We start from the raw sequence: 19852 nt of genomic DNA, 5'->3' as shown, positions 1-19852 counted from the left end.
AGGGCTCCTCGGGCGGCACTTACTAAGCGGTAACTTATCCAGTCAAGGCTTGAGGTTACCCAGTCCCGACGCCGCAATGTAGCCGAGCGCGCGGTGATCTGCGTCGCTCGCCCCCGGCCGTGGCGGGCCTCGCCTCGGCTCGCCCCGCCCCCGCCTCAGGGCCGCCCGTGCCGCCAGGCCGCCCGCGGGGTCTGCGCGAGGATCGCCAGGTCCATCCCCAGCCAGTGGTTCTCCACATAGTGCCGGTCCAGCAGGTCCCTCTCCTCCCACGGTAGGTCCGAACGTGCGCTCACCTGCCACAGCCCGGTCATCCCGGGCCGTACGAGGAGCCGCTCGGGCCGGTCCGACGCGCTGTTTCCGGGGCGCGGCCCGACCAGCGACATCTCGCCGCGCACCACGTTGAGGAGCTGTGGCAGCCGGTCCAGCGAGCACCGCTCCAGCGCGGCCCCGGCCCGCCCCTTGCCGACGCGGAACCGCCACGCCCGGTAGGGCCGTCCGGCGAGTCCCGCCGTCGGTTCGCGGACGAGGACGCCCGCGCCCTGGGTCGCGTACAGCAGGCCGGCGGTCAGCAGCAGGGGTACGAGGAGCACCCCGAGCAGGAGCGCCGCTCCCGCGAGGTCGAGCACCCGCTTGGCCGATGGCCTGGCGGGCCACGGCCCTGGCAGGGCGGGGAGCGCGAGCAGCTTGTGCATGCCAGCACGGTGCCGTACGCCTCCGGCGGTGTGGGGGTGCCGCGCGGCCGTGGTGCCCCGTTCGGGTGCGGCGGCGCCGCTGGGGGCGCGGGCCCGGGCCCCGCGCTGCACGCGCCGGGCGGCTGGATTTCCTGCTCCTGAGCGTAAGCGCAGCCTAAAGGTTGAGCCCCCTCGACTCACCTCTGTTGACACCGGGGGAACGGTGCGGCACCCTTGAGTCTGTTCCACTCAAGTCAGCTGGAGGAATCAAAATGGCACGTGCGGTCGGCATCGACCTGGGCACCACTAACTCCGTCGTCAGCGTTCTGGAAGGCGGCGAGCCCACCGTCATCACCAACGCCGAGGGCGCCAGGACCACGCCGTCCGTCGTCGCCTTCGCCAAGAACGGCGAGGTCCTCGTCGGCGAGGTGGCCAAGCGCCAGGCGGTCACGAACGTGGACCGGACCATCCGCTCCGTCAAGCGCCACATGGGCACTGACTGGAAGATCAACCTGGATGGCAAGGACTTCAACCCGCAGCAGATGAGCGCCTTCATCCTGCAGAAGCTGAAGCGCGACGCCGAGGCGTACCTGGGCGAGAAGGTCACGGACGCGGTCATCACCGTCCCGGCCTACTTCAACGACTCCGAGCGCCAGGCGACGAAGGAGGCCGGCGAGATCGCGGGCCTCAACGTCCTGCGCATCGTCAACGAGCCGACGGCCGCCGCCCTGGCCTACGGTCTCGACAAGGACGACCAGACCATTCTCGTCTTCGACCTCGGTGGCGGCACCTTCGACGTGTCGCTCCTGGAGATCGGCGACGGCGTCGTCGAGGTGAAGGCCACCAACGGTGACAACCACCTCGGTGGCGACGACTGGGACCAGCGCGTCGTCGACTACCTCGTGAAGCAGTTCGCGAACGGCCACGGCGTCGACCTGTCCAAGGACAAGATGGCGCTCCAGCGCCTGCGCGAGGCCGCCGAGAAGGCGAAGATCGAGCTGTCCTCCTCCACGGAGACCTCGATCAACCTGCCCTACATCACGGCCTCCGCCGAGGGCCCGCTGCACCTGGACGAGAAGCTCACGCGCTCCCAGTTCCAGCAGCTCACCGCGGACCTGCTCGACCGCTGCAAGACCCCGTTCCACAACGTCATCAAGGACGCGGGCATCAACCTGTCCGAGATCGACCACGTGGTCCTGGTCGGCGGCTCCACCCGCATGCCGGCCGTCGCCGAGCTCGTCAAGGAGCTCACCGGCGGTCAGGACGCCAACAAGGGCGTCAACCCGGACGAGGTCGTCGCCATCGGCGCGACCCTCCAGGCGGGCGTTCTCAAGGGTGAGGTCAAGGACGTCCTGCTCCTCGACGTGACCCCGCTGTCCCTGGGTATCGAAACCAAGGGCGGCATCATGACCAAGCTCATCGAGCGCAACACCACGATCCCGACCAAGCGGTCCGAGATCTTCACGACGGCCGAGGACAACCAGCCGTCCGTGCAGATCCAGGTCTACCAGGGCGAGCGCGAGATCGCGGCGTACAACAAGAAGCTCGGCATGTTCGAGCTGACCGGCCTGCCGCCGGCCCCGCGTGGCGTCCCGCAGATCGAGGTCTCCTTCGACATCGACGCGAACGGCATCATGCACGTCACGGCCAAGGACCTCGGCACGGGCAAGGAGCAGAAGATGACCGTCACCGGCGGCTCTTCGCTCGGCAAGGACGAGGTCGACCGCATGCGCCAGGAGGCGGAGCAGTACGCGGACGAGGACCTGCGCCGCAAGGAAGCGGCCGAGTCCCGCAACCAGGGCGAGAGCCTCGTGTACCAGACGGAGAAGTTCGTCAAGGACAACGAGGACAAGGTCCCGGCCGACGTCAAGGAGGAGGTCGAGGCCTCCATCGCCGAGCTGAAGGAAAAGCTCAAGGGCGAGGACGCCGCCGAGATCCGCACCGCGACCGAGAAGCTCGGTGCCGTCAGCCAGAAGCTCGGCCAGGCGATCTACGCCGACGCCGGTGCCCAGGCCGCCGGTGGCGCGCCGACCGGTGACGCCGGCCAGGCCGACGCCAACGACGACGTCGTCGACGCCGAGATCGTCGACGACGAGAAGCCGAAGGGTGGCGCGGCCTGATGTCGGAGGAGACCCCGGGCTTCGACGAGAAGCCCGAAGTCCCCGCCGACGCCGCACCTGACGACGCCGCCGAGCCGAAGGCCGCAGCTTCCTCCAAGGAGGAGGCCGCGGCCCCGGCCGGGGACTCAGCAGCAGCACCGGATGTCGCTCTCCTGGCCCAGCTGGACCAGGCCCGTACGGCGCTCGGCGAGCGCACCGCGGACCTCCAGCGGCTCCAGGCGGAGTACCAGAACTACCGTCGCCGGGTGGAGCGGGACCGGATCGCCGTCAAGGAGATCGCGGTCGCGTCCCTCCTGACGGAGCTCCTCCCGACCCTGGACGACATCGGCCGGGCGCGGGAACATGGCGAGCTGGTCGGCGGCTTCAAGTCGGTGGCCGAATCGCTGGAGACCGCCGCGGCCAAGATGGGCCTGCAGCAGTTCGGCAAGGAGGGCGAGCCCTTCGACCCGACGATCCACGAGGCCCTGATGCACTCGTACGCGCCGGACGTCACCGAGGACACCTGCGTGGCGATCCTGCAACCGGGGTACCGCATCGGCGAGCGTACGATCCGTCCCGCGCGGGTCGCGGTGGCCGAGCCCCAGCCGGGCGCGGCGCCGAAGTCCGAGGCCGCGGAGACCGTGTCCTCGGCGGACTCGGCTGACTCGTCGGACCCGTCGGACAAGGCCTCGGATGCCCCCGACGAGGGCTGAAGCTGCGGCGCCCTTCGTACGACGTGTAGGACCAGAAGCACGAGCAGGACGAGAGGAGGGACACCGGGGATGAGCACGAAGGACTTCGTCGAGAAGGACTACTACAAGGTCCTCGGTGTCCCGAAGGACGCCACCGAGGCCGAGATCAAGAAGGCGTACCGGAAGCTCGCCCGCGAGTTCCACCCGGACGCCAACAAGGGCGACGCCTCGGCCGAGGAGCGCTTCAAGTCGATCTCCGAGGCGAACGACATCCTCGGCGACCCGAAGAAGCGCAAGGAGTACGACGAGGCCCGCGCCCTGTTCGGCAACGGGGGCTTCCGCCCCGGCCCGGGCGGGGGCGGCGGCTCGTTCAACTTCGACCTCGGCGACCTCTTCGGAGGCCAGCCGCAGGGCGGCGCGGCCGGCGGCTTCGGCGGCGGCGGCCTGGGCGACGTCTTCGGCGGACTGTTCAACCGCGGCGGCGCCGGCGCGGGTGCGGGAACCCGTACCCAGCCGCGCCGCGGCCAGGACATCGAGTCGGAGGTCACCCTCTCCTTCACGGAGGCGGTGGACGGGGCCACGGTCCCGCTCCGGATGTCCTCGCAGTCGCCCTGCAAGGCCTGCTCCGGCACCGGCGACAAGAACGGCACGCCCCGCGTGTGCCCGACCTGCGTCGGCACCGGCCAGGTCTCGCGCGGCAGCGGCGGCGGCTTCTCGCTGACCGACCCCTGCGCGGACTGCAAGGGCCGCGGCCTCATCGCCGAGAACCCGTGCGACATCTGCAAGGGCAGCGGGCGGGCCCGCAGTTCCCGGACCATGCAGGTCCGGATCCCGGCGGGGGTCTCCGACTCCCAGCGGATCCGGCTGCGCGGCAAGGGCGCTCCGGGCGAGCGCGGCGGCCCGGCCGGCGATCTGTACGTGGTCGTGCACGTGGACGCGCACCCGGTCTTCGGCCGCAAGGACGACAACCTCACGGTGACCGTTCCGGTGACCTTCGCGGAGGCGGCGCTGGGAGCCGACATCAAGGTCCCGACCTTGAACGGCCCCTCGGTGACGCTGAAGCTGCCCCCGGGCACCCCGGGCGGCCGCACGATGCGGGCTCGCGGCAAGGGGGCGGTCCGCAAGGACGGCACCCGCGGCGACCTGCTCGTGACGGTGGAGGTCGCGGTCCCGACCGAGCTGAACGACAAGGCCCGCGAGGCCCTGGAGCTGTACCGCGAGGCGACGGAGTCCGAGGACCCGCGCTCCGCGCTGTTCGAGTCCGCGAAGGGAGCATGACATGGACGGCCGCCGTAGGAGCCAGTACCAGCTCACCGATGAGACCCCGGTCTACGTGATCTCGGTGGCCGCCCAGCTCTCGGGCCTGCATCCGCAGACCCTGCGCCAGTACGACCGCCTCGGCCTGGTCTCCCCGGGCCGTACGGCCGGGCGCGGCCGGCGCTACTCGGCCCGTGACATCGAACTGCTCCGCACGGTGCAGGCGCTGTCCCAGGAAGAGGGCATCAACCTGGCCGGCATCAAGCGGATCATCGAGCTGGAGAACCAGGTCGCCGCGCTCCAGCAGCGCGTGGCCGAGCTCTCGACGGCCGTGGACGGCGCCGCCGCCGTCCTCCAGCAGCGCGAGGCCCAGGTGCACGCCTCGTACCGGCGCGACCTGGTCCCGTACCAGCCTCCGCAGCCGGGCAGTGCCCTGGTCGTCTGGCGGCCGGCGCCCAAGCGCCCGATGGGCTGAGCGCGCCCGTACGGACGCGCGGAGAAGGCCCCGCCCCCGTTCCCGGGGCGGGGCCTTCCGCGTCCGCCACCGGGGCCCTGAGGGCCCCGGCGCGGCCCTCAGGGCCGGGAGTCCGGGTCCTCCAGGATCCCCGACCGGGCGATGAGGAAGCCCAGTTGCGCCCGGCTGCCGCTGCCCAGCGAGGCCGCCAGCTTGGCGATGTGGGCACGGCAGGTCCGTACGTTCATCCCCAGCCGGCGCGCGATGGCCTCGTCCACGTGCCCCTCGATGAGGAGCTGGGCGATGGAGCGCTGCACGCCGGAGATGCCGCCGGGGGTGTGCTGGTAGGTCACCTCCGCCGACAGCGGCACGGCGCGGTGCCACAACTGCTCGAACACCTTGATGAGGTAGTCGACCAGCCCGGGGTGGCGCAGTTCCAGGGCCGTCTTGCGGTCGTCGCTCGTGGGGATGAAAGCCACCGTGCGGTCGAAGATCATGAGACGCTCTATGAGCTCTTCGAGCGTGCGGATCTCGACCTTCCCCGCGGAGATCCGGTCCACGTAGGCGAGCGTGCCCTGACTGTGCCGCACGGTGTGCTGGTAGAGCGTGCGTATCCGGACCCCGCGGTTGACGAGGGGAGCGGCGCGCTCCAGCGCCTCCGTGAGGACGGACGTGGACCGCGCGCCGCCCGGCTGTACGGTCAGCACCTCGGTCCGGCATTCGGCGGTGGCCTGGTCGAGGGCGGTGTGGATCTGGTCGAAGCCCTCCAGCACGGTGATGGCGTGGGTGTTCGCGGGGCTCTGGGCGCTGATGGTCAGAAACGGCTCGAATGCGTCGGTGAGATCTATGGTGTCCCGGCGCCGGTCCTGAATCTCCCGTTCGAGCGGATGGAGCCGCTGGGCGAGCGCGACGGACGGCGGAACCGCGCGGAGCTGGTTCGCGTCATCGGGGTCGGGCCGCAGGAGAGCGAATTCGAGCAGGCAGGGGGCGTTCTCGACCTCGCCGCGAGCCACCCGGCCGGTGCTCAGCGCCGCCGTGTAGAGCCGCGTCCCCTCGGCGCACATGGACGTGACGGGGTGAGGATGTGTCGCCTTTGTGTTGTTTGTGGGCAAATCTCCACCCCCCAGGGTCCTGAACATGCAAGAACATGATGCATCGTCCCTGTGGCAGTGACGTGCCCGAATGAGCCATCGTCTGACACGCGGGGGAGAAGATTTCCATCAAGTGAGGACGAAGCCGACCATGTACAAGAGAATGCTTCGCTCGGTACTTGCCATTGGGTTCTCCGCCGCCGCGGTCTTTGGGGCAGTCAACGCCTTCGGTGGGGACGTGGGGGGTACCGGCGCGCTCGCCGTGTCGATAGGAACGACGCCGCCGGATCTGGGCTGGGACTCGATGCCCGGCGATCTGGGCTGGGACTCGGCCGTCGCGTCGAACAACGACCTCGGCTGGGACTGATGACCCCCGACGACCACGGCTTCCGCCGTGAAATGGCATCGGCCTACCGCTCCGGCTGGCAGTTCATCGATCTCACCAGCGCCATCCCCTACGCCGGCGACTCGCTGAAGGTCACCCTCTTCGGCCAGCCGATCATCGTGGTGCGGGAAGAGGACGAGGACGTCCGCGCCTACCGTTGTCTGCGCCGCCCCCGCGGCGCACCGCAGCCCGTCCGCTGCGAGATCCGGTACGGCATGGTCTTCGTCAATCTGGACCAGCGTGATCACCAACTTTTCGAGCCCGAATCCGCCGCCACCCCCCGCAGTGCCTGAAGCGATTCCCCCGTCGTCGCAGATCGCTCAGGCACTACCCCCACACAGCGACGCCATCGTGGACCTGACCACGATGGCGTCGCTGTGATGTCCGTGTCCAGTGGTTGAACCGGCCGTGATGGAACCGGCCGTGATGGAACCGGCCGTGATGGAACCGGCCGTCCTGGGACCGGGCGTCCTGGGACCGGGCACGGCCGAACCGGCCGCCCGCGGCTACGCGCGCCCCAGGGCCCGGTCCAAGGTGATCTCGACGACCACCCGGTCCGGGTTCGGCGAGGGCGTGCGCCCGTACCGCTCCGCGTAGCGCCGGACCGCCTCCGCGACCGAGGCCTCGTCCGTACGGACCAGCGCGCGGCCCTCCAGGGTCGCCCAGCGCCGCCCCTCCAGCTGGCACACCGCCACCCGGGCCCCGCCCTGCGGGTCGCCCTGCGACGCCAGTACGTTGCGGACCTTCTTGCTGTTCTTGTTGCTGATCACCCGTGCCAGCCCGGCCTCCGGGTCGTACGTCACGCCCACCGGGACGACGTGCGGGCTGCCGTCGGGGCGGTGCGTGGTCAGCGTGCAGATGTGCCGCTCCCGCCAGAAGGCGAGGTACTCCGGCGTCGGGTTGAGTACGTCATGTGCGCTGCGGGCCGTGCCGGCCGGGCTGGGAGTCGACATGCGCGAAGGGTACGTCCCTCCACCTTGAGTGGAATAGACTCAACTTTGTGCAGGTTGCTCATGTAAAGCACACGAAGTAGGGAAGGGAGTAGGCGCAGTGGATGCCGAGCTGACCAACAGGAGCCGGGACGCGCTGAACGCGGCCACGACCAGGGCCGTCAAGGACGGGCACGCGGACCTGACGCCCGCGCACCTGCTGCTGGCGCTCCTCGCCGGCGAGGACAACGAGAACATCACCGACCTGCTCGCCGCCACCGACGCCGACCAGGCCGCCGTGCGCGCCGGAGCGGACCGGCTGCTCGCCGCCCTGCCCAGCGTCACGGGCTCCACGGTCGCGCCCCCGCAGCCCAGCCGCGAGCTGCTCGCCGTACTGGCGGAGGCCGACGCGCAGGCCGGGAAGCTCGGCGACGAGTACCTCTCCACCGAACACCTGCTCATCGCCGTCGCCGCCAAGGGCGGCGCCGCCGGCGAGCTCCTTTCCGCCCAGGGCGCGACCGCGAAGAAGCTGCGCGACGCCTTCGAAAAAGCAAGAGGAGGGCGGCGGGTGACCACCCCCGACCCCGAGGGCCAGTACAAGGCCCTGGAGAAGTTCGGCACCGACTTCACGGCGGCCGCCCGCGAGGGCAAGCTCGACCCGGTCATCGGCCGCGACCACGAGATCCGCCGCGTCGTCCAGGTGCTCTCGCGCCGTACGAAGAACAACCCGGTGCTCATCGGCGAGCCCGGCGTCGGCAAGACCGCCGTCGTCGAGGGCCTGGCACAGCGCATCGTCAAGGGCGACGTCCCCGAGTCCCTGAAGAACAAGCGGCTGGTCGCCCTGGACCTCGGCGCGATGGTGGCCGGTGCCAAGTACCGCGGCGAGTTCGAGGAGCGGCTGAAGACGGTCCTCGCGGAGATCAAGTCCAGCGACGGCCAGATCATCACCTTCATCGACGAGCTGCACACGGTCGTCGGCGCGGGCGCCGGCGGGGACTCCTCCATGGACGCGGGCAACATGCTCAAGCCCATGCTGGCCCGCGGCGAGCTGCGCATGGTGGGCGCGACCACCCTCGACGAGTACCGCGAGCGGATCGAGAAGGACCCGGCGCTGGAGCGGCGCTTCCAGCAGGTGCTGGTGGCGGAGCCGAGCGTCGAGGACACCATCGCGATCCTGCGCGGGCTCAAGGGCCGCTACGAGGCCCACCACAAGGTCGTCATCAACGACAGCGCGCTCGTGGCCGCGGCCACCCTCTCCGACCGCTACATCACGTCCCGGTTCCTCCCCGACAAGGCCATCGACCTCGTCGACGAGTCCATGTCCCGGCTCCGGATGGAGATCGACTCCTCGCCGCTGGAGATCGACGAGCTCCAGCGCTCGGTCGACCGGCTGCGCATGGAGGAGCTGGCCCTGAACAACGAGTCCGACCCGGCCTCGCGCGAACGCCTCGACAAGATCCGCAAGGACCTCGCGGACAAGGAGGAGGACCTGCGGGGCCTCACCGCCCGCTGGGAGAAGGAGAAGCAGTCCCTCAACCGGGTCGGCGAGCTCAAGGAGCGCCTGGACGACCTGCGCGGCCAGGCCGAGCGCGCCCAGCGCGACGGGGACTTCGACACCGCCTCCCAGCTGCTCTACGGGGAGATCCCGGCCCTGGAGCGGGAACTCGCGGACGCCACCGAGGCCGAGGCCGAGGTCTCCAAGACCGGACGATCCAAAGACGCCATGGTCAAGGACGAGGTCGGCCCGGACGACATCGCGGACGTGGTCGGCGCCTGGACGGGGATCCCGGCGGGCCGGCTGCTGGAGGGCGAGACCCAGAAGCTGCTCCGCATGGAGGACGAGCTGGGCCGGCGCCTGATCGGCCAGGGCGAGGCCGTGCGCGCCGTCTCCGACGCCGTACGCCGTACCCGCGCGGGCATCGCGGACCCGGACCGGCCGACCGGCTCCTTCCTGTTCCTCGGGCCGACGGGCGTCGGCAAGACGGAGCTGGCCAAGGCCCTCGCGGACTTCCTCTTCGACGACGAGCGGGCCATGATCCGCATCGACATGTCGGAGTACGGCGAGAAGCACAGCGTGGCCCGGCTCGTCGGCGCCCCGCCCGGCTACGTGGGCTACGAGGAGGGCGGTCAGCTGACGGAGGCCGTCCGCCGCCGCCCGTACAGCGTCGTCCTCCTGGACGAGGTGGAGAAGGCCCATCCCGAGGTCTTCGACGTCCTGCTCCAGGTCCTCGACGACGGCCGCCTCACGGACGGCCAGGGCCGCACCGTGGACTTCCGCAACACCATCCTGATCCTGACCTCGAACCTGGGCAGTCAGTTCCTGATGGATCCGTCCACAGCTGTGGACGAGAAGAAGGCCCGGGTCCTGGACGTGGTGCGGGCCACCTTCAAGCCGGAGTTCCTCAACCGCCTCGACGACCTGGTGGTCTTCTCCGCCCTGAGCGGGGCCGAGCTGGCCCACATCGCCGAGCTCCAGATCGGCCGCCTGGCCGGCCGCCTGGCCGAACGCCGCCTGGCCCTGGACGTCACCCCCGAGGCCCTGGCCTGGCTGGCGGACAAGGGCAACGACCCGGCGTACGGCGCCCGCCCCCTGCGCCGCCTGATCCAGACGGCCATCGGCGACCGCCTGGCCAAGGAGATCCTCGCGGGCGAGATCCGCGACGGCGACACCGTCCGGGTATCCGTGGCGGGCGACGACCTGCTGGTCGGCAAGGCACTGGCGTAATGAGGCGCTGCCGTAACGAAGCGCTGCCGTAACAAGGCGCTGCAATACGGCGCAATCCCGCCTCAGCCGGGCCCCTGGATCCCCGGGGCCCGGCTTACCCGGGCCCTACTCCTGTCCGCCCTGCGCGGATCGACACCGTCCGGGGTGGACACGGGGTGGGCGCGATGGGGGAGGATGGCCGCATCCGCACGAAGGGAAGTCACACGGTGAGCATCGACCCGGCCTCGATTCCGAACTTCGGAGGGCAGCAGCCCGATCCGCAGGCCACAGGACCGGCGGGCCCCGTCGTCCCCGATCAGGATCTGGTCAAGCAGCTCCTGGAGCAGATGGAGCTCAAGTACGTCGTCGACGACGAGGGTGACCTCGCGGCGCCGTGGGAGGACTTCCGCACGTACTTCATGTTCCGCGGCGAGGACGAGCAGCAGGTCTTCTCCGTGCGGACCTTCTACGACCGCCCGCACAAGATCGAAGAGAAGGCTCAGCTCCTCGAGTCGATCGACGACTGGAACCGCCGCACGCTGTGGCCCAAGGTCTACAGCCACACGCACGACGACGGCTCCGTCCGCCTGATCGGCGAGGCGCAGATGCTGATCGGCACCGGCGTCAACCTGGAGCACTTCGTGTCCTCCACGGTCAGCTGGGTCCGCGCGTCGATCGAGTTCGACAAGTGGCTCGTCGAGCAGTTCGGCCTGGAGAAGGAAGTCGACTCCGCGGACGGCAAGCCCGACGAGGACGGCGAGGGCGGCTCCGAGACCAACTAGGTCCCGGTCCGGCCCCTCACGGCGCCACCCTCACGGCGCCACCCTCACGGCGCCACCCCGGACGCGAGCAGCAGGTACGGCCCGTATCCGTACGAGAGCCCGGCCAGCACCCCGGTCACCACGACCGCGGTGCGCGGCCGGGCTTTCGCCATGAGGGCCGCCGCCGGCAGCAGCAGCGGGAACGCGGGCAGCAGGAAGCGCGGCTTCGATTCGAAGAAGCCCGCGCCGCCGTAGGTCATGACCAGCAGCACGCCGGTGTACACGAGCAGCGGCAGCGGGATCCGCCGGTCGGCCGCCAGCAGCCCGGCCAGTACCAGTGCGGCGGCGAGCAGGACCACCGTCACCGTCGTGGCGAGCTCCACCTGCCCGATGCCGGACAGCGCGTGCCGTGCCGAGCGCAGTGCCCCCGCGCCGAAGTCGAAGCGCGAGCCCCAGCCGCTCTGCACGGCGAAGTAGCCGCCGAGCGGATCCCCCCGGCGCACGCCGACGAGCAGGACGTACGAGGCCCAGCCCGCGGGAGCGGCCAGCCCGGCGGCCCACACCGCCGCGGGCGCGCGGCCCCGCCGCCGCCAGATCTCGTACGCGGCGGCCGCCGTCACGGCGGCGGCGACGGCGATCCCGGTGGGCCGGGTCAGTCCGGCGAGCACGGCCAGCCCCGCCGCCCACCCCCAGCGGCCGCGCAGCAGGGCGTACAGGGCCCAGGCGGCGAAGACGGCCAGCAGGGGCTCGGTGTAGGCGAGGGTCAGCACGAGGGCGTGTGGCAGCGCCGCCCACAGCGCGACGAGCAGCACCCCGGCACGGGCCCCGAGCAGGTGCTCGCCGACCCGGTACACCCCCACGGCGGCGGCGCCCGCGGCGATCCAGGCGACGGCCAGTGCGGCGACGGTCAGGGAGCCGGGCAGCACGGCGGAGGCGCAGCGGATCAGGACGGGGTAGAGCGGGAAGAACGCGGAGTCGCTCTGCACGGACCCGATGCCGGGATAGATCTGGGTCCGCCCGTAGCCGTGCTCGGCGATCCGCAGGTACCAGACGGAGTCCCAGGACTCCCCGAGCACCCGCAGGGGGTTGCGCCCGCTCCACCAGGCCGCCACGGCGACCGCGAGCACGCCGGCCCCGCGCACGGCCGCGTACACCCCGAGCGCGAGGACGGCGCCCGGGATCCGGCCGGTGCGGCCGGACCGGCCGGCGCGGCGGGCGGGCCGTGCGCCGTTCGACAGCGTTTCCGTCGCCATGCGTCCCGACTTCCTGGGGGGCTCCGGGTCGGAGTCGCCACGATGGGGAAACCCTACGAGGGCGAGCCCCGGTTCACGGAAATCCTGCCAGGACCACGTTCAGGTGTACGTCGGCGGGAGACGGCGCTCGAGGACGAAAGGTCAGCCGGCACCGACCAGGGTGGACGCGATCAGGTGCTGCCGCACCAGCTCGACCACCGCGGTCTGCTGGGCGGACAGGTAGAAGTGGCCGCCGGAGAACACCTGGAGCGCGAAGGACCGTGCGGTGTGGTCCGCCCAGGCGGCAGCCTCGTCGAGGTCGACGCGGGGGTCGCGATCGCCCACCAGCGCCACGACCGGGCAGCGCAACGGCGGCCGCGGTCGGTAGCGGTAGGTCTCCACCGCCTCGTAGTCGCTGCGGATCGCCGGAAGGATCATGCGCAGCACGTCCGGATCGGCGAGCAGTTCGGCGTCGGTCCCGTCCAGTGCCGCGAGCTCGGCCACCAGCTGCTCGTCGGTGAAGCCGTGCACGTTCCGCGGGGGGCGGTGGCGGGAGGGGGCCCGCCGCCCGGAGACGAAGAGCGTCGCCACCGCGGTGCCCGAGTCCTCGAGGCGGCCGGCGACCTCGAAGGCCAGCATGGCGCCCATACTGTGCCCGAACAGGGCCAGCGGCCGGTCGTCCGCCCCCTCCACCACGGCCTCGGTGATCCGGTCGGCCAGCGTGTGCAGCTCGGTGAGGCCGGACTCGTGGTGGCGCTCCTGGCGGCCGGGGTACTGGACGCCCAGCACCTCGGCACTGCCCGAGAGCGCCTGCGAGAACGGGAAGTAGAAGCTCGCGGAGCCGCCCGCATGAGGCAGGCACACGAGCTGGACGGGGGCGTCGGGGCAGGGGTGGAAGCGGCGCAGCCACCGCCGCGCCGTGTTCGGACTCATGGATCCCACGGGCCTTTCGATTGCGGTCTTCTGGCGCGGTCGACGGGTGGCTCAGACCAGCGGGGAGAAGAAGAACGTGTCGCGCCTGCTGAACCGGCCGTCCGCGTCGAGGTGGAAGAAGTCCGCGAAGCGCAGACTGCTCTGCCGGTCGTCGTGCAGCACACCGTTGAACTCGCCGTGCACGGCCACGCAGTCACCGGACTCGACGGTCGTGGTCACCGTGTGACGGCCCTCGCGGATCACGCGCCGCTCCCGGTAGAAGTGCTCCAACTGTTCCTTACCGACCAGGGGTTCATAGCCGGGGCGGTGGTACTGGGCCTCCTCCGCGAACAGCTCCACCAGGGCTTGCACCTGGCCGGAGTCGACGAGTTCGTAGTACCTACGGACCTTCCGCAGCTGCGCGGAGTCGGTCTCCGGGGCGGCCGGGGCGGCCGGGGCTGCTGTCTGTGTCTGCATGGGTGTCTTTCCCTCAGGCGCAATCTGCCGTCTCGCCGAGCGCGGTGTGCAGCTCGGCCAGGAGCTCCTCTGCCTGGGCGGCGGTGATGCCGTCCGCGCGCCACAGCATGACGAGGTCCCAGGAGCCGTCCGGAGCCGGGATGGCCTCCAGCATCAGCTCGATGTCGGTGCTGGGCGGGCGCACCCGCACCGGCTCGACCGCCACGTGGCCGCCGAGGCTGCCGTGCGGGGGCTGCCCCTGCAGGACGACCCAGGTCTGGAAGAAGGGGTGGCGGTCCCGGGGTGGCGAGAAGGTGCGGACGAGCTCGTCAAACGGGGTGTGCACGTGCTGGAGGTGCGTCACCACCTGGGCGGTCGCCTGGTCCAGGAGGCCCTCGGCGCTGCCGTCGTGCGGGTGCGAGAGCACCACGGTGAAGGGGTTGACGAAGTAGCCGACCACCGGCTCCAGGGCCGGGTCGAAGCGGCCCGCGGTCACCGAGCCCACCGCGATGTCGCCGGCGTGGAAGGTGCGGGCCAGGGCGCGAGTGGCGCCGGCGAGCAGCGCTGCCAGGGCGGGGCCGCCGCGGCGGGCGGCGGCCTGCTCAAGCCGCCGCACGGTCTGCGCGTCGACCTTCAGGACCCGTTCCGACCGGGCCGCCGGGCCGGCGGCCGCCCGCGCGGGAGCGGGCAGGAACGGTGCCGGGACCGCTGTCAGCTGCTCCTTCCAGAAGGGCAGGTCACGGCCGGCCCAGTCGTCGAGGCGGGTCGCCTCCCAGGCGCTGAACTCCCCGTACGACAACGCCGGTGCCACCTCGTGCTCGCGGCCCTCCGACCGCGCCGCGTACGCGCGCGCCAGCTCGTCGATGAGCACCGACTCCGACCATCCGTCGAAGGCTATGTGGTGCACCTGAAGGCAGAACAGGTGCCGGTCCTCGGCCAGGCGGCACAGCCGGGCCCGCAGCGGGGCCTCGTCCTCCAGCGAGAACGGCCGCGTCCACCAGTCGGCCGTTACCGCTTCGGCCAGCTCCTGCATTCCTTCGGCACTGGGAGGTGTGACATGTTCCAGCACGGGGGTCGCGTCCGCGGGCGCGAGCACCTGCTGCTGCGGGGCCTCGTCGAGCCACGGGTAGATGGTGCGCAGCGCCGGGTGGGCCACGACGACGTCGTTCAGGGCCGCCTGCAGCAGGTCATGCCGGAGCGGTCCGGTCAGTGCGTAGGCCAGCACGATCATGTTGTCCGCGGCTCCCGGAGAGGTCATCTCCGCCAGCCAGAAACGCTGTTGGGCGCGGGAGAGCGGGGCGGGGGCCACGCGGTCGGGGCCGGGGGCGGGCAGCTGCTCGCCGGGGGCCGCCTGCGCGCAGTGGGCGACGATGGCGCGCGGCGTACGCAGCCGGTAGACGTCGGAGGCGGTCAGGCGGGCGCCCAGCCGGGCACCGACCCGGGCAGCCAGCCGGATCACGTCGAGCGAGTTCGCCCCGGCCATGACGAGGTCGTCGTCCTCGGCCAGGTGCGCCAGGCCGAGCAGGCCCCGGATGTCGTCCAGGACCGGGCTGCCCTGGGCCGGCTGCAGCGGCGCGTCCCCGGCCGGGTCCGCGCCGCGGCGCAGCAGCGCCTCCACCGCCTTGCGGTCTGCCTTCCCGTTGGCGTTCAGCGGGAGCTGCACGGCGTGTGCCAGCCGCGTCGGCACCATCGCGTCGAGCAGGTTGCGCGCCGCGTACGCCGTCAGCTCCGCCTCGTCCAGGGGCTGCTGGTGGACGGTCGTGTAAGCCGCCGCGAGCTGAACCCGCCCGGGCGCCGTCTCCAGCGGAAGGACACAGCAGGAGGTGACCTCGGGGTGGTTCTCCAGGACGGCCTCGACCTCGCCGGCCTCGATCCGCACTCCCCGGATCTTGAACTGGTGGTCGGACCTCCCCCGGTAGCGCAACAGCCCCTCGGCGTCGCGCACCGCGAGGTCGCCCGTGCGGTAGAAGCGCTCGCCGCCCTCGGCGAAGAACCGGCGGGCGGTCTCCTCGGGGTTGCCCGCGTAGCCGAGGGCCACCCCGTCGCCGGCTACCGCGATCTCGCCGAGATCGCCGTCCGTGACGGGCTGCCCGTCCGCGCCGAGCAGGGCCACCGTGGTGCGGGGCACCGGCGTCCCGATCGGGATCTCCGTGCTGCCCTCCTCCACGTCGGCCGGGCGGATCACGTGGGTGGTGGCGAAAATGGTGCTCTCGGCCGGCCCGTATCCGTTGACCATGTGCAGAGTGGGGAACTCGGTCAGCACGCGGCGGGCGTTGCTCACCGACACCCGTTCCCCGCCGACCAGCAGCAGGCGCACCGCGTCGAAGAGGTCGATCCGCTCCTCCGCCAGCACGCTGAACAGCGAGCTGGTGAGCCAGAGGCTGTTCACGCCCTGGCGTACGGCCGCCTCCAGCGCCTGCGCGTCCAGCGCCGTGACCGCCTGGTCCAGCAGGACGCAGCGGCCGCCGTTGAGCAGCGGTGCCCACAGTTCGAGCGAGAGCCCGTCCCAGGGCAGCGGAGCCGCCTGGAGGAACACCGAGTCCTGGCCGAGGGGGATGGTGGGGCAGTTGACCAGGGTGCGGATGGTTCCCCGGTGCGGGGAGAGCACCCCCTTGGGCTTCCCGGTGGAGCCGGAGGTGTAGAAGACGCTGGCCGTCGCGGTGCCGTCGTACAGCGGCTCGGGGGTCGGGGCGGTGCGCCCGAGCTCCAGCAGGGAGGCGAGGGTGACGGTGCGCACCTCCGCCGCGGCCGGGACGGTCTGCGCGCCGGGCACATCGATGACGAACAGCGCCGCATCCGTGCCCCGGAGCGTCTCGTCCACCCGTGCCTGCGGCCACTGCGCGTCGACCGCCACGTAGGAGGCGCCCGCGCGCAGGACGCCGAGCAGCGCGGTCACCAGTTCCGGTGAGCGCGGGATGCGCACCGCGACGTGCCGGCCGGGCGCGACGCCGAGCCGGCGCAGCGCGGCCGCGACGGTCGCGGCCTGCTCGGTCAACTCGCCGTAGGTGAGCCTCCGTTCGCCCTGCTCGACCGCGACCGCGTGCGGCCGCAGCGCGGCATGGTGGGCCACCACCTGTTCGATGCGCTCGCCGAACACGTACGGACCGTCGCCGGCGGGGGTGCTCATCAGACGACCTCCACCGGCAGGCGGGTGATGCCGAGCAGGAAGTTGGAACGCAGCCGGCGCACGTCGTCGGCAAGCCGGAACCGGAACCCGGAAGCCATCAGCTGTTCGAAGAGCAGCGAGAGTTCCGCCTGGGCGATGGGGGCACCGATGCAGCGGTGCAGCCCTGAACCGTAGGTCAGGTGGCGGTTGGGAGTGCGCGTGATGTCGAAGAGGTGCGGGTCCTCGAACTGGGTCTCGTCGCGGTTGGCGGAGTAGTTCCACAGCGTGACGGACTCGCCGGCCTTGATCTGGACGCCGCCGCGCACCACATCGTGTTTGGCCACCCGCTGCACGTAGGCGTTGGTCGAGCTCCAGCGCAGCATCTCCTCGACGGCGGTGCCGACGAGCTGCGGCGACTCGCGCAGCCGCTGGTACTGCTCGGGGTGGTCCATCAGGGCGAGCAGGCCGGTGCACGCGGTGTACGACGACGTCTCGTTGCCGCCGACGGCGACGTTCATGCAGTTGTAGAAGATCTCCTCCTCGCTCAGCGGGCGGCCGTTGACCTCCGCGCGCATGAGGATGCTGATCAGGTCGTCGCCGGGGTTGCGGCGGCGCTCGGCGACGATGTCGGCGAAGAACTCGAAGACCTCGGCCTGCAGCCAGGCAAGGCGTAGCCGCTGGTCACCGCCGGTGTCCACGAAGATCTCGTCGCGGTAGCCGACCATCCGCCGGGTCAGCCCGATGAGGTGGTGGGCCTCCTCGTGGCTGATGCCCATGATCACCATGAGCGCACCGGCCGGAAGCTCCGGAGCGATGTCGGTGGCGAAGTCACAGCCGCCGTTGGTACGGGTCCGCTCCAAGGCTTGGGCGACGAGCTCGGCGACCTGTACCGCGACGCGCTTGGCCACGCCCGGTGACATCGACGGGTGGATCACCTGCTTGAGCATGCGGTGGCGGGGCAGGTCGGTGGTGACCAGCATCCGCCCGGCCGAGGTGTCGTCCTCACTGCGGAAGGAGCCGCCCACGATGGCGCCGCGCCCGGAGCCGAAGTCCTCGTGATTGCGGTAGGCCCACATCACGTCGTCGTACGTGGTCAGGGCCCAGAAGCGGCTGCCGTCGGCGCCTTCGTTCCAGTAGATGGGCTGCTCGGCACGGAGCTTGGCGAAGGCGGCCGTGTGGTCGCCGCGCACGAACAGGTCGACGTCGGTGAGGTCGATGCCGGTGACTGCCTGCGGCTGGGTCAGGGTCTGGTGGCTCATCCCGTAGCCCCCTCGCGCGACGCGTCGATGGCGGCCGCGAGGTCCTTCAGCACGGTGTTGTTGAGCAGCACCGGGAAGGGGAGGGTGAGGCCGAGCTCGCGGTTGATGCGGTGGTGCATGCGGAAGGCGAGCAGCGAGTGGCCGCCCAGGCCGAAGAAGTCCTCGTCCCTGCCGACGCGTTCGACGCTGAACAGGCTCTCCCACAGGCCGACGAGGAACCGCTCGGTGTCGGTCTGCGGACCTGCGTAGGACGCCTCGCGTTCCAGGTGCTTGGTGAGCGTCGCGCGCAGGGCGTCCAGGTCGCGCTTGCCGTGCGCCGTCGCCGGGATCCGGTCTTGCGTGATGAACTGACTGGGCACCATGAAGTCCGGCAGGTCCCGCTCGGCCCGCTCGCGCAGCTCCTTGACGCCCAGGCCGTTCTCGAGCACCACGAACGCCACCAGGCGCCGGTCGTTGCCCTCGCCGACCGGCAGTACGACGGCCTCCTGGACCTCGGGGTAGCGGCGCAGGCCCCGCTCGACCTCACCCGGTTCGACCCGGTAGCCCCGGATCTTGACCTGGTTGTCGGCACGGCCGACGAACATCAGGGCGCCGTCCTCGCGCTGCCGCACCAAGTCGCCGGTGCGGTACATGCGTTCTCCGCCGTCCTCGCCCGGCAGGACGAGGAAGCGTTCGTCGGTCAGATCGGGGCGGTCCTGGTAGCCGCGGGCCACGCCGGGGCCGCTGACGAACAGTTCGCCGATCTCGCCGGGGGCCACGGGCTCCAGTTCCGGGGAGAGCACCCGCACCGACACGCCGTCCAGAGGAAGGCCGATCGGGATGGCGTCGGACTCCGCGTCCTCGGCCGTCACCTGATGCGCGGTGCAGGCGGTGGTGATCTCGGCAGGACCGTAGAGGTTGTAGAGGGCGCCCTTGAACTGTCCGCCCAGCAGCGCCCGGCAAGCTCCCGGAAGGAGCACGTCGCCGCCGGCCTGGAGGACGCGCAGCGGGGCGAAGGCGTCCCGGTCCTCGCGCACCACGTGGTTGATCACCATGGTGGGCACGAGCATCGCCGTGATGCCGTACTGCCTCATCTGTCGCTGGAAGTCGGCGGCCAGCAGATCCGGAACGGGGGGGAGGATGACCGCCTGCGCACCGTGCCTGAGGGTGCTCCACATTTCGAAGTGGAACGCATCGAAGGAAATGCTGGATATCTGGCCGGTCCGGTCCGCCGGCGTGAGCGCCGGCAAGCTCGGGTTACTGGCGAAGGAGACGATGTTCCGGTGCTCCAGGACGATCGCCTTGGGCTCACCGGAGGAACCGGAGGTGAACAGCACGCTGGCCGCGCTGTGAGGCTCCACGATCTCCCCGACCGGAGCGGTGTCAGCGGCATCGCGGTCCGCGATGGAGACGATCCGAGCGGACACGGAAGTCAGCCGGTCCTCCCATCCGGCCTCGGTGAGCACGACCTTCGCGCCGCTGTTCTCCAGCATCAGATCGCGACGGGTGTCCGGGTAGCGACTGTCCACGGCGACATAGGCCGCACCCGACTTGAGGACTCCGAGGATGGCCACGAAGAGCTCGACCGACCGCTGCAGATAGATCCCGACACGGTCCTCGGCCCCCACGCCGTGACTCCGCAGCAGTGCGCTGACCGCGTTGGACTCCTCGTCCAGCTGCGCATAGGTCAGTGTCCGGGTGTCATCACTCACGGCCGAGCGGTGCGGGTGCGCCTCCACAGACTGCCTGAAGAGCTCCGTGAGGGTGCCGACAGATCCCCTGAGTACCACTACTTCCTCCTGTTTTGCATAGGACATTCTTGGGATTCGCGATGGACAACCAACGCGCTGCCTCATTGAGCAATC

17 protein-coding genes are annotated in these 19852 nt (G+C 71.0%); 8 read left to right on the top strand and 9 right to left on the bottom strand.

The features are described from left to right. Positions 1–155: 155 nt before the first annotated feature. Positions 156–692 carry a sugar transferase gene (locus AC6CKD_RS35255; RefSeq protein WP_498333105.1) on the bottom strand — a complete coding sequence of 179 codons (537 nt, stop codon included), beginning with the start codon at positions 690–692 and terminating at the stop codon, positions 156–158. 251 nt (positions 693–943) lie between these two features. On the opposite strand from AC6CKD_RS35255, the gene dnaK reads away from it, so the two are divergent. The 4 genes from dnaK (at position 944) to AC6CKD_RS35235 (ending at position 5194) form a co-directional block, all read left to right on the top strand. Next, positions 944–2791 (top strand): molecular chaperone DnaK, encoded by a 1848-nt coding sequence (gene dnaK, locus AC6CKD_RS35250; RefSeq protein ID WP_498333103.1) that lies wholly within the window; start codon positions 944–946, stop codon positions 2789–2791. Next, entirely contained in the window at positions 2791–3483 is a 693-nt protein-coding gene (grpE, locus tag AC6CKD_RS35245) for a nucleotide exchange factor GrpE (RefSeq protein ID WP_498333101.1), read from the top strand. Before dnaK ends, grpE begins: the two co-directional genes overlap by 1 nt. 69 nt (positions 3484–3552) lie before the next feature. Further along, a complete protein-coding gene (gene dnaJ / locus AC6CKD_RS35240; RefSeq protein ID WP_498333100.1) occupies positions 3553–4740 on the top strand; it encodes a molecular chaperone DnaJ in 1188 nt (395 codons plus the stop codon). Between the two features lies 1 nt (position 4741). Continuing rightward, positions 4742–5194, top strand: a complete 453-nt coding sequence (locus AC6CKD_RS35235) for a heat shock protein transcriptional repressor HspR (protein WP_478683942.1) — start codon at positions 4742–4744, stop codon at positions 5192–5194. A 98-nt stretch (positions 5195–5292) separates the two neighbouring features. On the opposite strand, the gene AC6CKD_RS35230 is transcribed toward AC6CKD_RS35235, so the two are convergent. Next, entirely contained in the window at positions 5293–6312 is a 1020-nt protein-coding gene (locus AC6CKD_RS35230) for a helix-turn-helix transcriptional regulator (RefSeq protein ID WP_498333098.1), read from the bottom strand. Positions 6313–6502: 190 nt separating this feature from the next. Here AC6CKD_RS35230 and AC6CKD_RS35225 point away from each other — a divergent pair, with 190 nt between their 5' ends. Both AC6CKD_RS35225 and AC6CKD_RS35220 read left to right on the top strand, forming a co-directional pair. After that, a complete protein-coding gene (locus tag AC6CKD_RS35225) occupies positions 6503–6631 on the top strand; it encodes a hypothetical protein (RefSeq protein WP_498333096.1) in 129 nt (42 codons plus the stop codon). After that, positions 6631–6942, top strand: a complete 312-nt coding sequence (locus AC6CKD_RS35220) for a Rieske (2Fe-2S) protein (protein WP_266906367.1) — start codon at positions 6631–6633, stop codon at positions 6940–6942. The genes AC6CKD_RS35225 and AC6CKD_RS35220 overlap by 1 nt, the downstream gene beginning before the upstream one ends. Before the next feature lie 213 nt (positions 6943–7155). On the opposite strand, the gene AC6CKD_RS35215 is transcribed toward AC6CKD_RS35220, so the two are convergent. Next, on the bottom strand, positions 7156–7602 hold the full coding sequence (locus AC6CKD_RS35215; protein ID WP_498333094.1) for a pyridoxamine 5'-phosphate oxidase family protein: 447 nt from the start codon (positions 7600–7602) through the stop codon (positions 7156–7158). Between the two features lie 97 nt (positions 7603–7699). Here AC6CKD_RS35215 and clpB point away from each other — a divergent pair, with 97 nt between their 5' ends. Together clpB and AC6CKD_RS35205 are read left to right on the top strand one after the other, a co-directional pair. Beyond that, a complete protein-coding gene (gene clpB / locus AC6CKD_RS35210; RefSeq protein ID WP_498333092.1) occupies positions 7700–10303 on the top strand; it encodes an ATP-dependent chaperone ClpB in 2604 nt (867 codons plus the stop codon). A 206-nt stretch (positions 10304–10509) separates the two neighbouring features. Then, positions 10510–11064, top strand: a complete 555-nt coding sequence (locus tag AC6CKD_RS35205) for a type III secretion system chaperone family protein (RefSeq protein WP_498333090.1) — start codon at positions 10510–10512, stop codon at positions 11062–11064. A 44-nt stretch (positions 11065–11108) separates the two neighbouring features. Here the strand turns inward: AC6CKD_RS35205 and AC6CKD_RS35200 are convergent, their stop codons facing one another. The 6 genes from AC6CKD_RS35200 to AC6CKD_RS35175 all read right to left on the bottom strand — a co-directional run bounded on the left by AC6CKD_RS35200 (position 11109) and on the right by AC6CKD_RS35175 (position 19804). Beyond that, positions 11109–12296 (bottom strand): mannosyltransferase family protein, encoded by a 1188-nt coding sequence (locus AC6CKD_RS35200; RefSeq protein WP_498333088.1) that lies wholly within the window; start codon positions 12294–12296, stop codon positions 11109–11111. A gap of 141 nt (positions 12297–12437) precedes the next feature. Then, on the bottom strand, positions 12438–13208 hold the full coding sequence (locus AC6CKD_RS35195) for a thioesterase II family protein (protein ID WP_498333086.1): 771 nt from the start codon (positions 13206–13208) through the stop codon (positions 12438–12440). Between the two features lie 51 nt (positions 13209–13259). Then, a complete protein-coding gene (locus AC6CKD_RS35190) occupies positions 13260–13664 on the bottom strand; it encodes a nuclear transport factor 2 family protein (protein WP_498333084.1) in 405 nt (134 codons plus the stop codon). Positions 13665–13677: 13 nt separating this feature from the next. Continuing rightward, complete coding sequence (locus AC6CKD_RS35185) at positions 13678–16770, bottom strand: amino acid adenylation domain-containing protein (RefSeq protein WP_498333082.1); 3093 nt, start codon at positions 16768–16770, stop codon at positions 13678–13680. Further along, the gene (locus AC6CKD_RS35180) at positions 16770–18008 is read right to left on the bottom strand and encodes a cytochrome P450 (RefSeq protein ID WP_498333080.1); all 1239 of its coding nucleotides are present in this window, start codon (positions 18006–18008) and stop codon (positions 16770–16772) included. Before AC6CKD_RS35180 ends, AC6CKD_RS35185 begins: the two co-directional genes overlap by 1 nt. After that, positions 18005–19804 (bottom strand): non-ribosomal peptide synthetase, encoded by a 1800-nt coding sequence (locus tag AC6CKD_RS35175; RefSeq protein ID WP_498333078.1) that lies wholly within the window; start codon positions 19802–19804, stop codon positions 18005–18007. The genes AC6CKD_RS35180 and AC6CKD_RS35175 overlap by 4 nt, the downstream gene beginning before the upstream one ends. Between the last annotated feature and the right edge of the window lie 48 nt (positions 19805–19852).

The organism is Streptomyces sp. GQ60 (assembly GCF_059758875.1).
Note: the sequence above shows the minus strand (reverse complement) of the source record. Positions and strands in the feature narration are given on the sequence as shown.

What these genes read in the sequence shown, in the direction of transcription:
- AC6CKD_RS35255 (WP_498333105.1), bottom strand. Translation starts at nt 692, where the DNA reads ATGCACAAGCTGCTCGCGCTCCCCGCCCTGCCAGGGCCGTGGCCCGCC.
- dnaK (WP_498333103.1), top strand. Translation starts at nt 944, where the DNA reads ATGGCACGTGCGGTCGGCATCGACCTGGGCACCACTAACTCCGTCGTC.
- grpE (WP_498333101.1), top strand. Translation starts at nt 2,791, where the DNA reads ATGTCGGAGGAGACCCCGGGCTTCGACGAGAAGCCCGAAGTCCCCGCC.
- dnaJ (WP_498333100.1), top strand. Translation starts at nt 3,553, where the DNA reads ATGAGCACGAAGGACTTCGTCGAGAAGGACTACTACAAGGTCCTCGGT.
- AC6CKD_RS35235 (WP_478683942.1), top strand. Translation starts at nt 4,742, where the DNA reads ATGGACGGCCGCCGTAGGAGCCAGTACCAGCTCACCGATGAGACCCCG.
- AC6CKD_RS35230 (WP_498333098.1), bottom strand. Translation starts at nt 6,312, where the DNA reads ATGTTCAGGACCCTGGGGGGTGGAGATTTGCCCACAAACAACACAAAG.
- AC6CKD_RS35220 (WP_266906367.1), top strand. Translation starts at nt 6,631, where the DNA reads ATGACCCCCGACGACCACGGCTTCCGCCGTGAAATGGCATCGGCCTAC.
- AC6CKD_RS35215 (WP_498333094.1), bottom strand. Translation starts at nt 7,602, where the DNA reads ATGTCGACTCCCAGCCCGGCCGGCACGGCCCGCAGCGCACATGACGTA.
- AC6CKD_RS35200 (WP_498333088.1), bottom strand. Translation starts at nt 12,296, where the DNA reads ATGGCGACGGAAACGCTGTCGAACGGCGCACGGCCCGCCCGCCGCGCC.
- AC6CKD_RS35195 (WP_498333086.1), bottom strand. Translation starts at nt 13,208, where the DNA reads ATGAGTCCGAACACGGCGCGGCGGTGGCTGCGCCGCTTCCACCCCTGC.
- AC6CKD_RS35190 (WP_498333084.1), bottom strand. Translation starts at nt 13,664, where the DNA reads ATGCAGACACAGACAGCAGCCCCGGCCGCCCCGGCCGCCCCGGAGACC.
- AC6CKD_RS35185 (WP_498333082.1), bottom strand. Translation starts at nt 16,770, where the DNA reads ATGAGCACCCCCGCCGGCGACGGTCCGTACGTGTTCGGCGAGCGCATC.
- AC6CKD_RS35180 (WP_498333080.1), bottom strand. Translation starts at nt 18,008, where the DNA reads ATGAGCCACCAGACCCTGACCCAGCCGCAGGCAGTCACCGGCATCGAC.
- AC6CKD_RS35175 (WP_498333078.1), bottom strand. Translation starts at nt 19,804, where the DNA reads ATGTCCTATGCAAAACAGGAGGAAGTAGTGGTACTCAGGGGATCTGTC.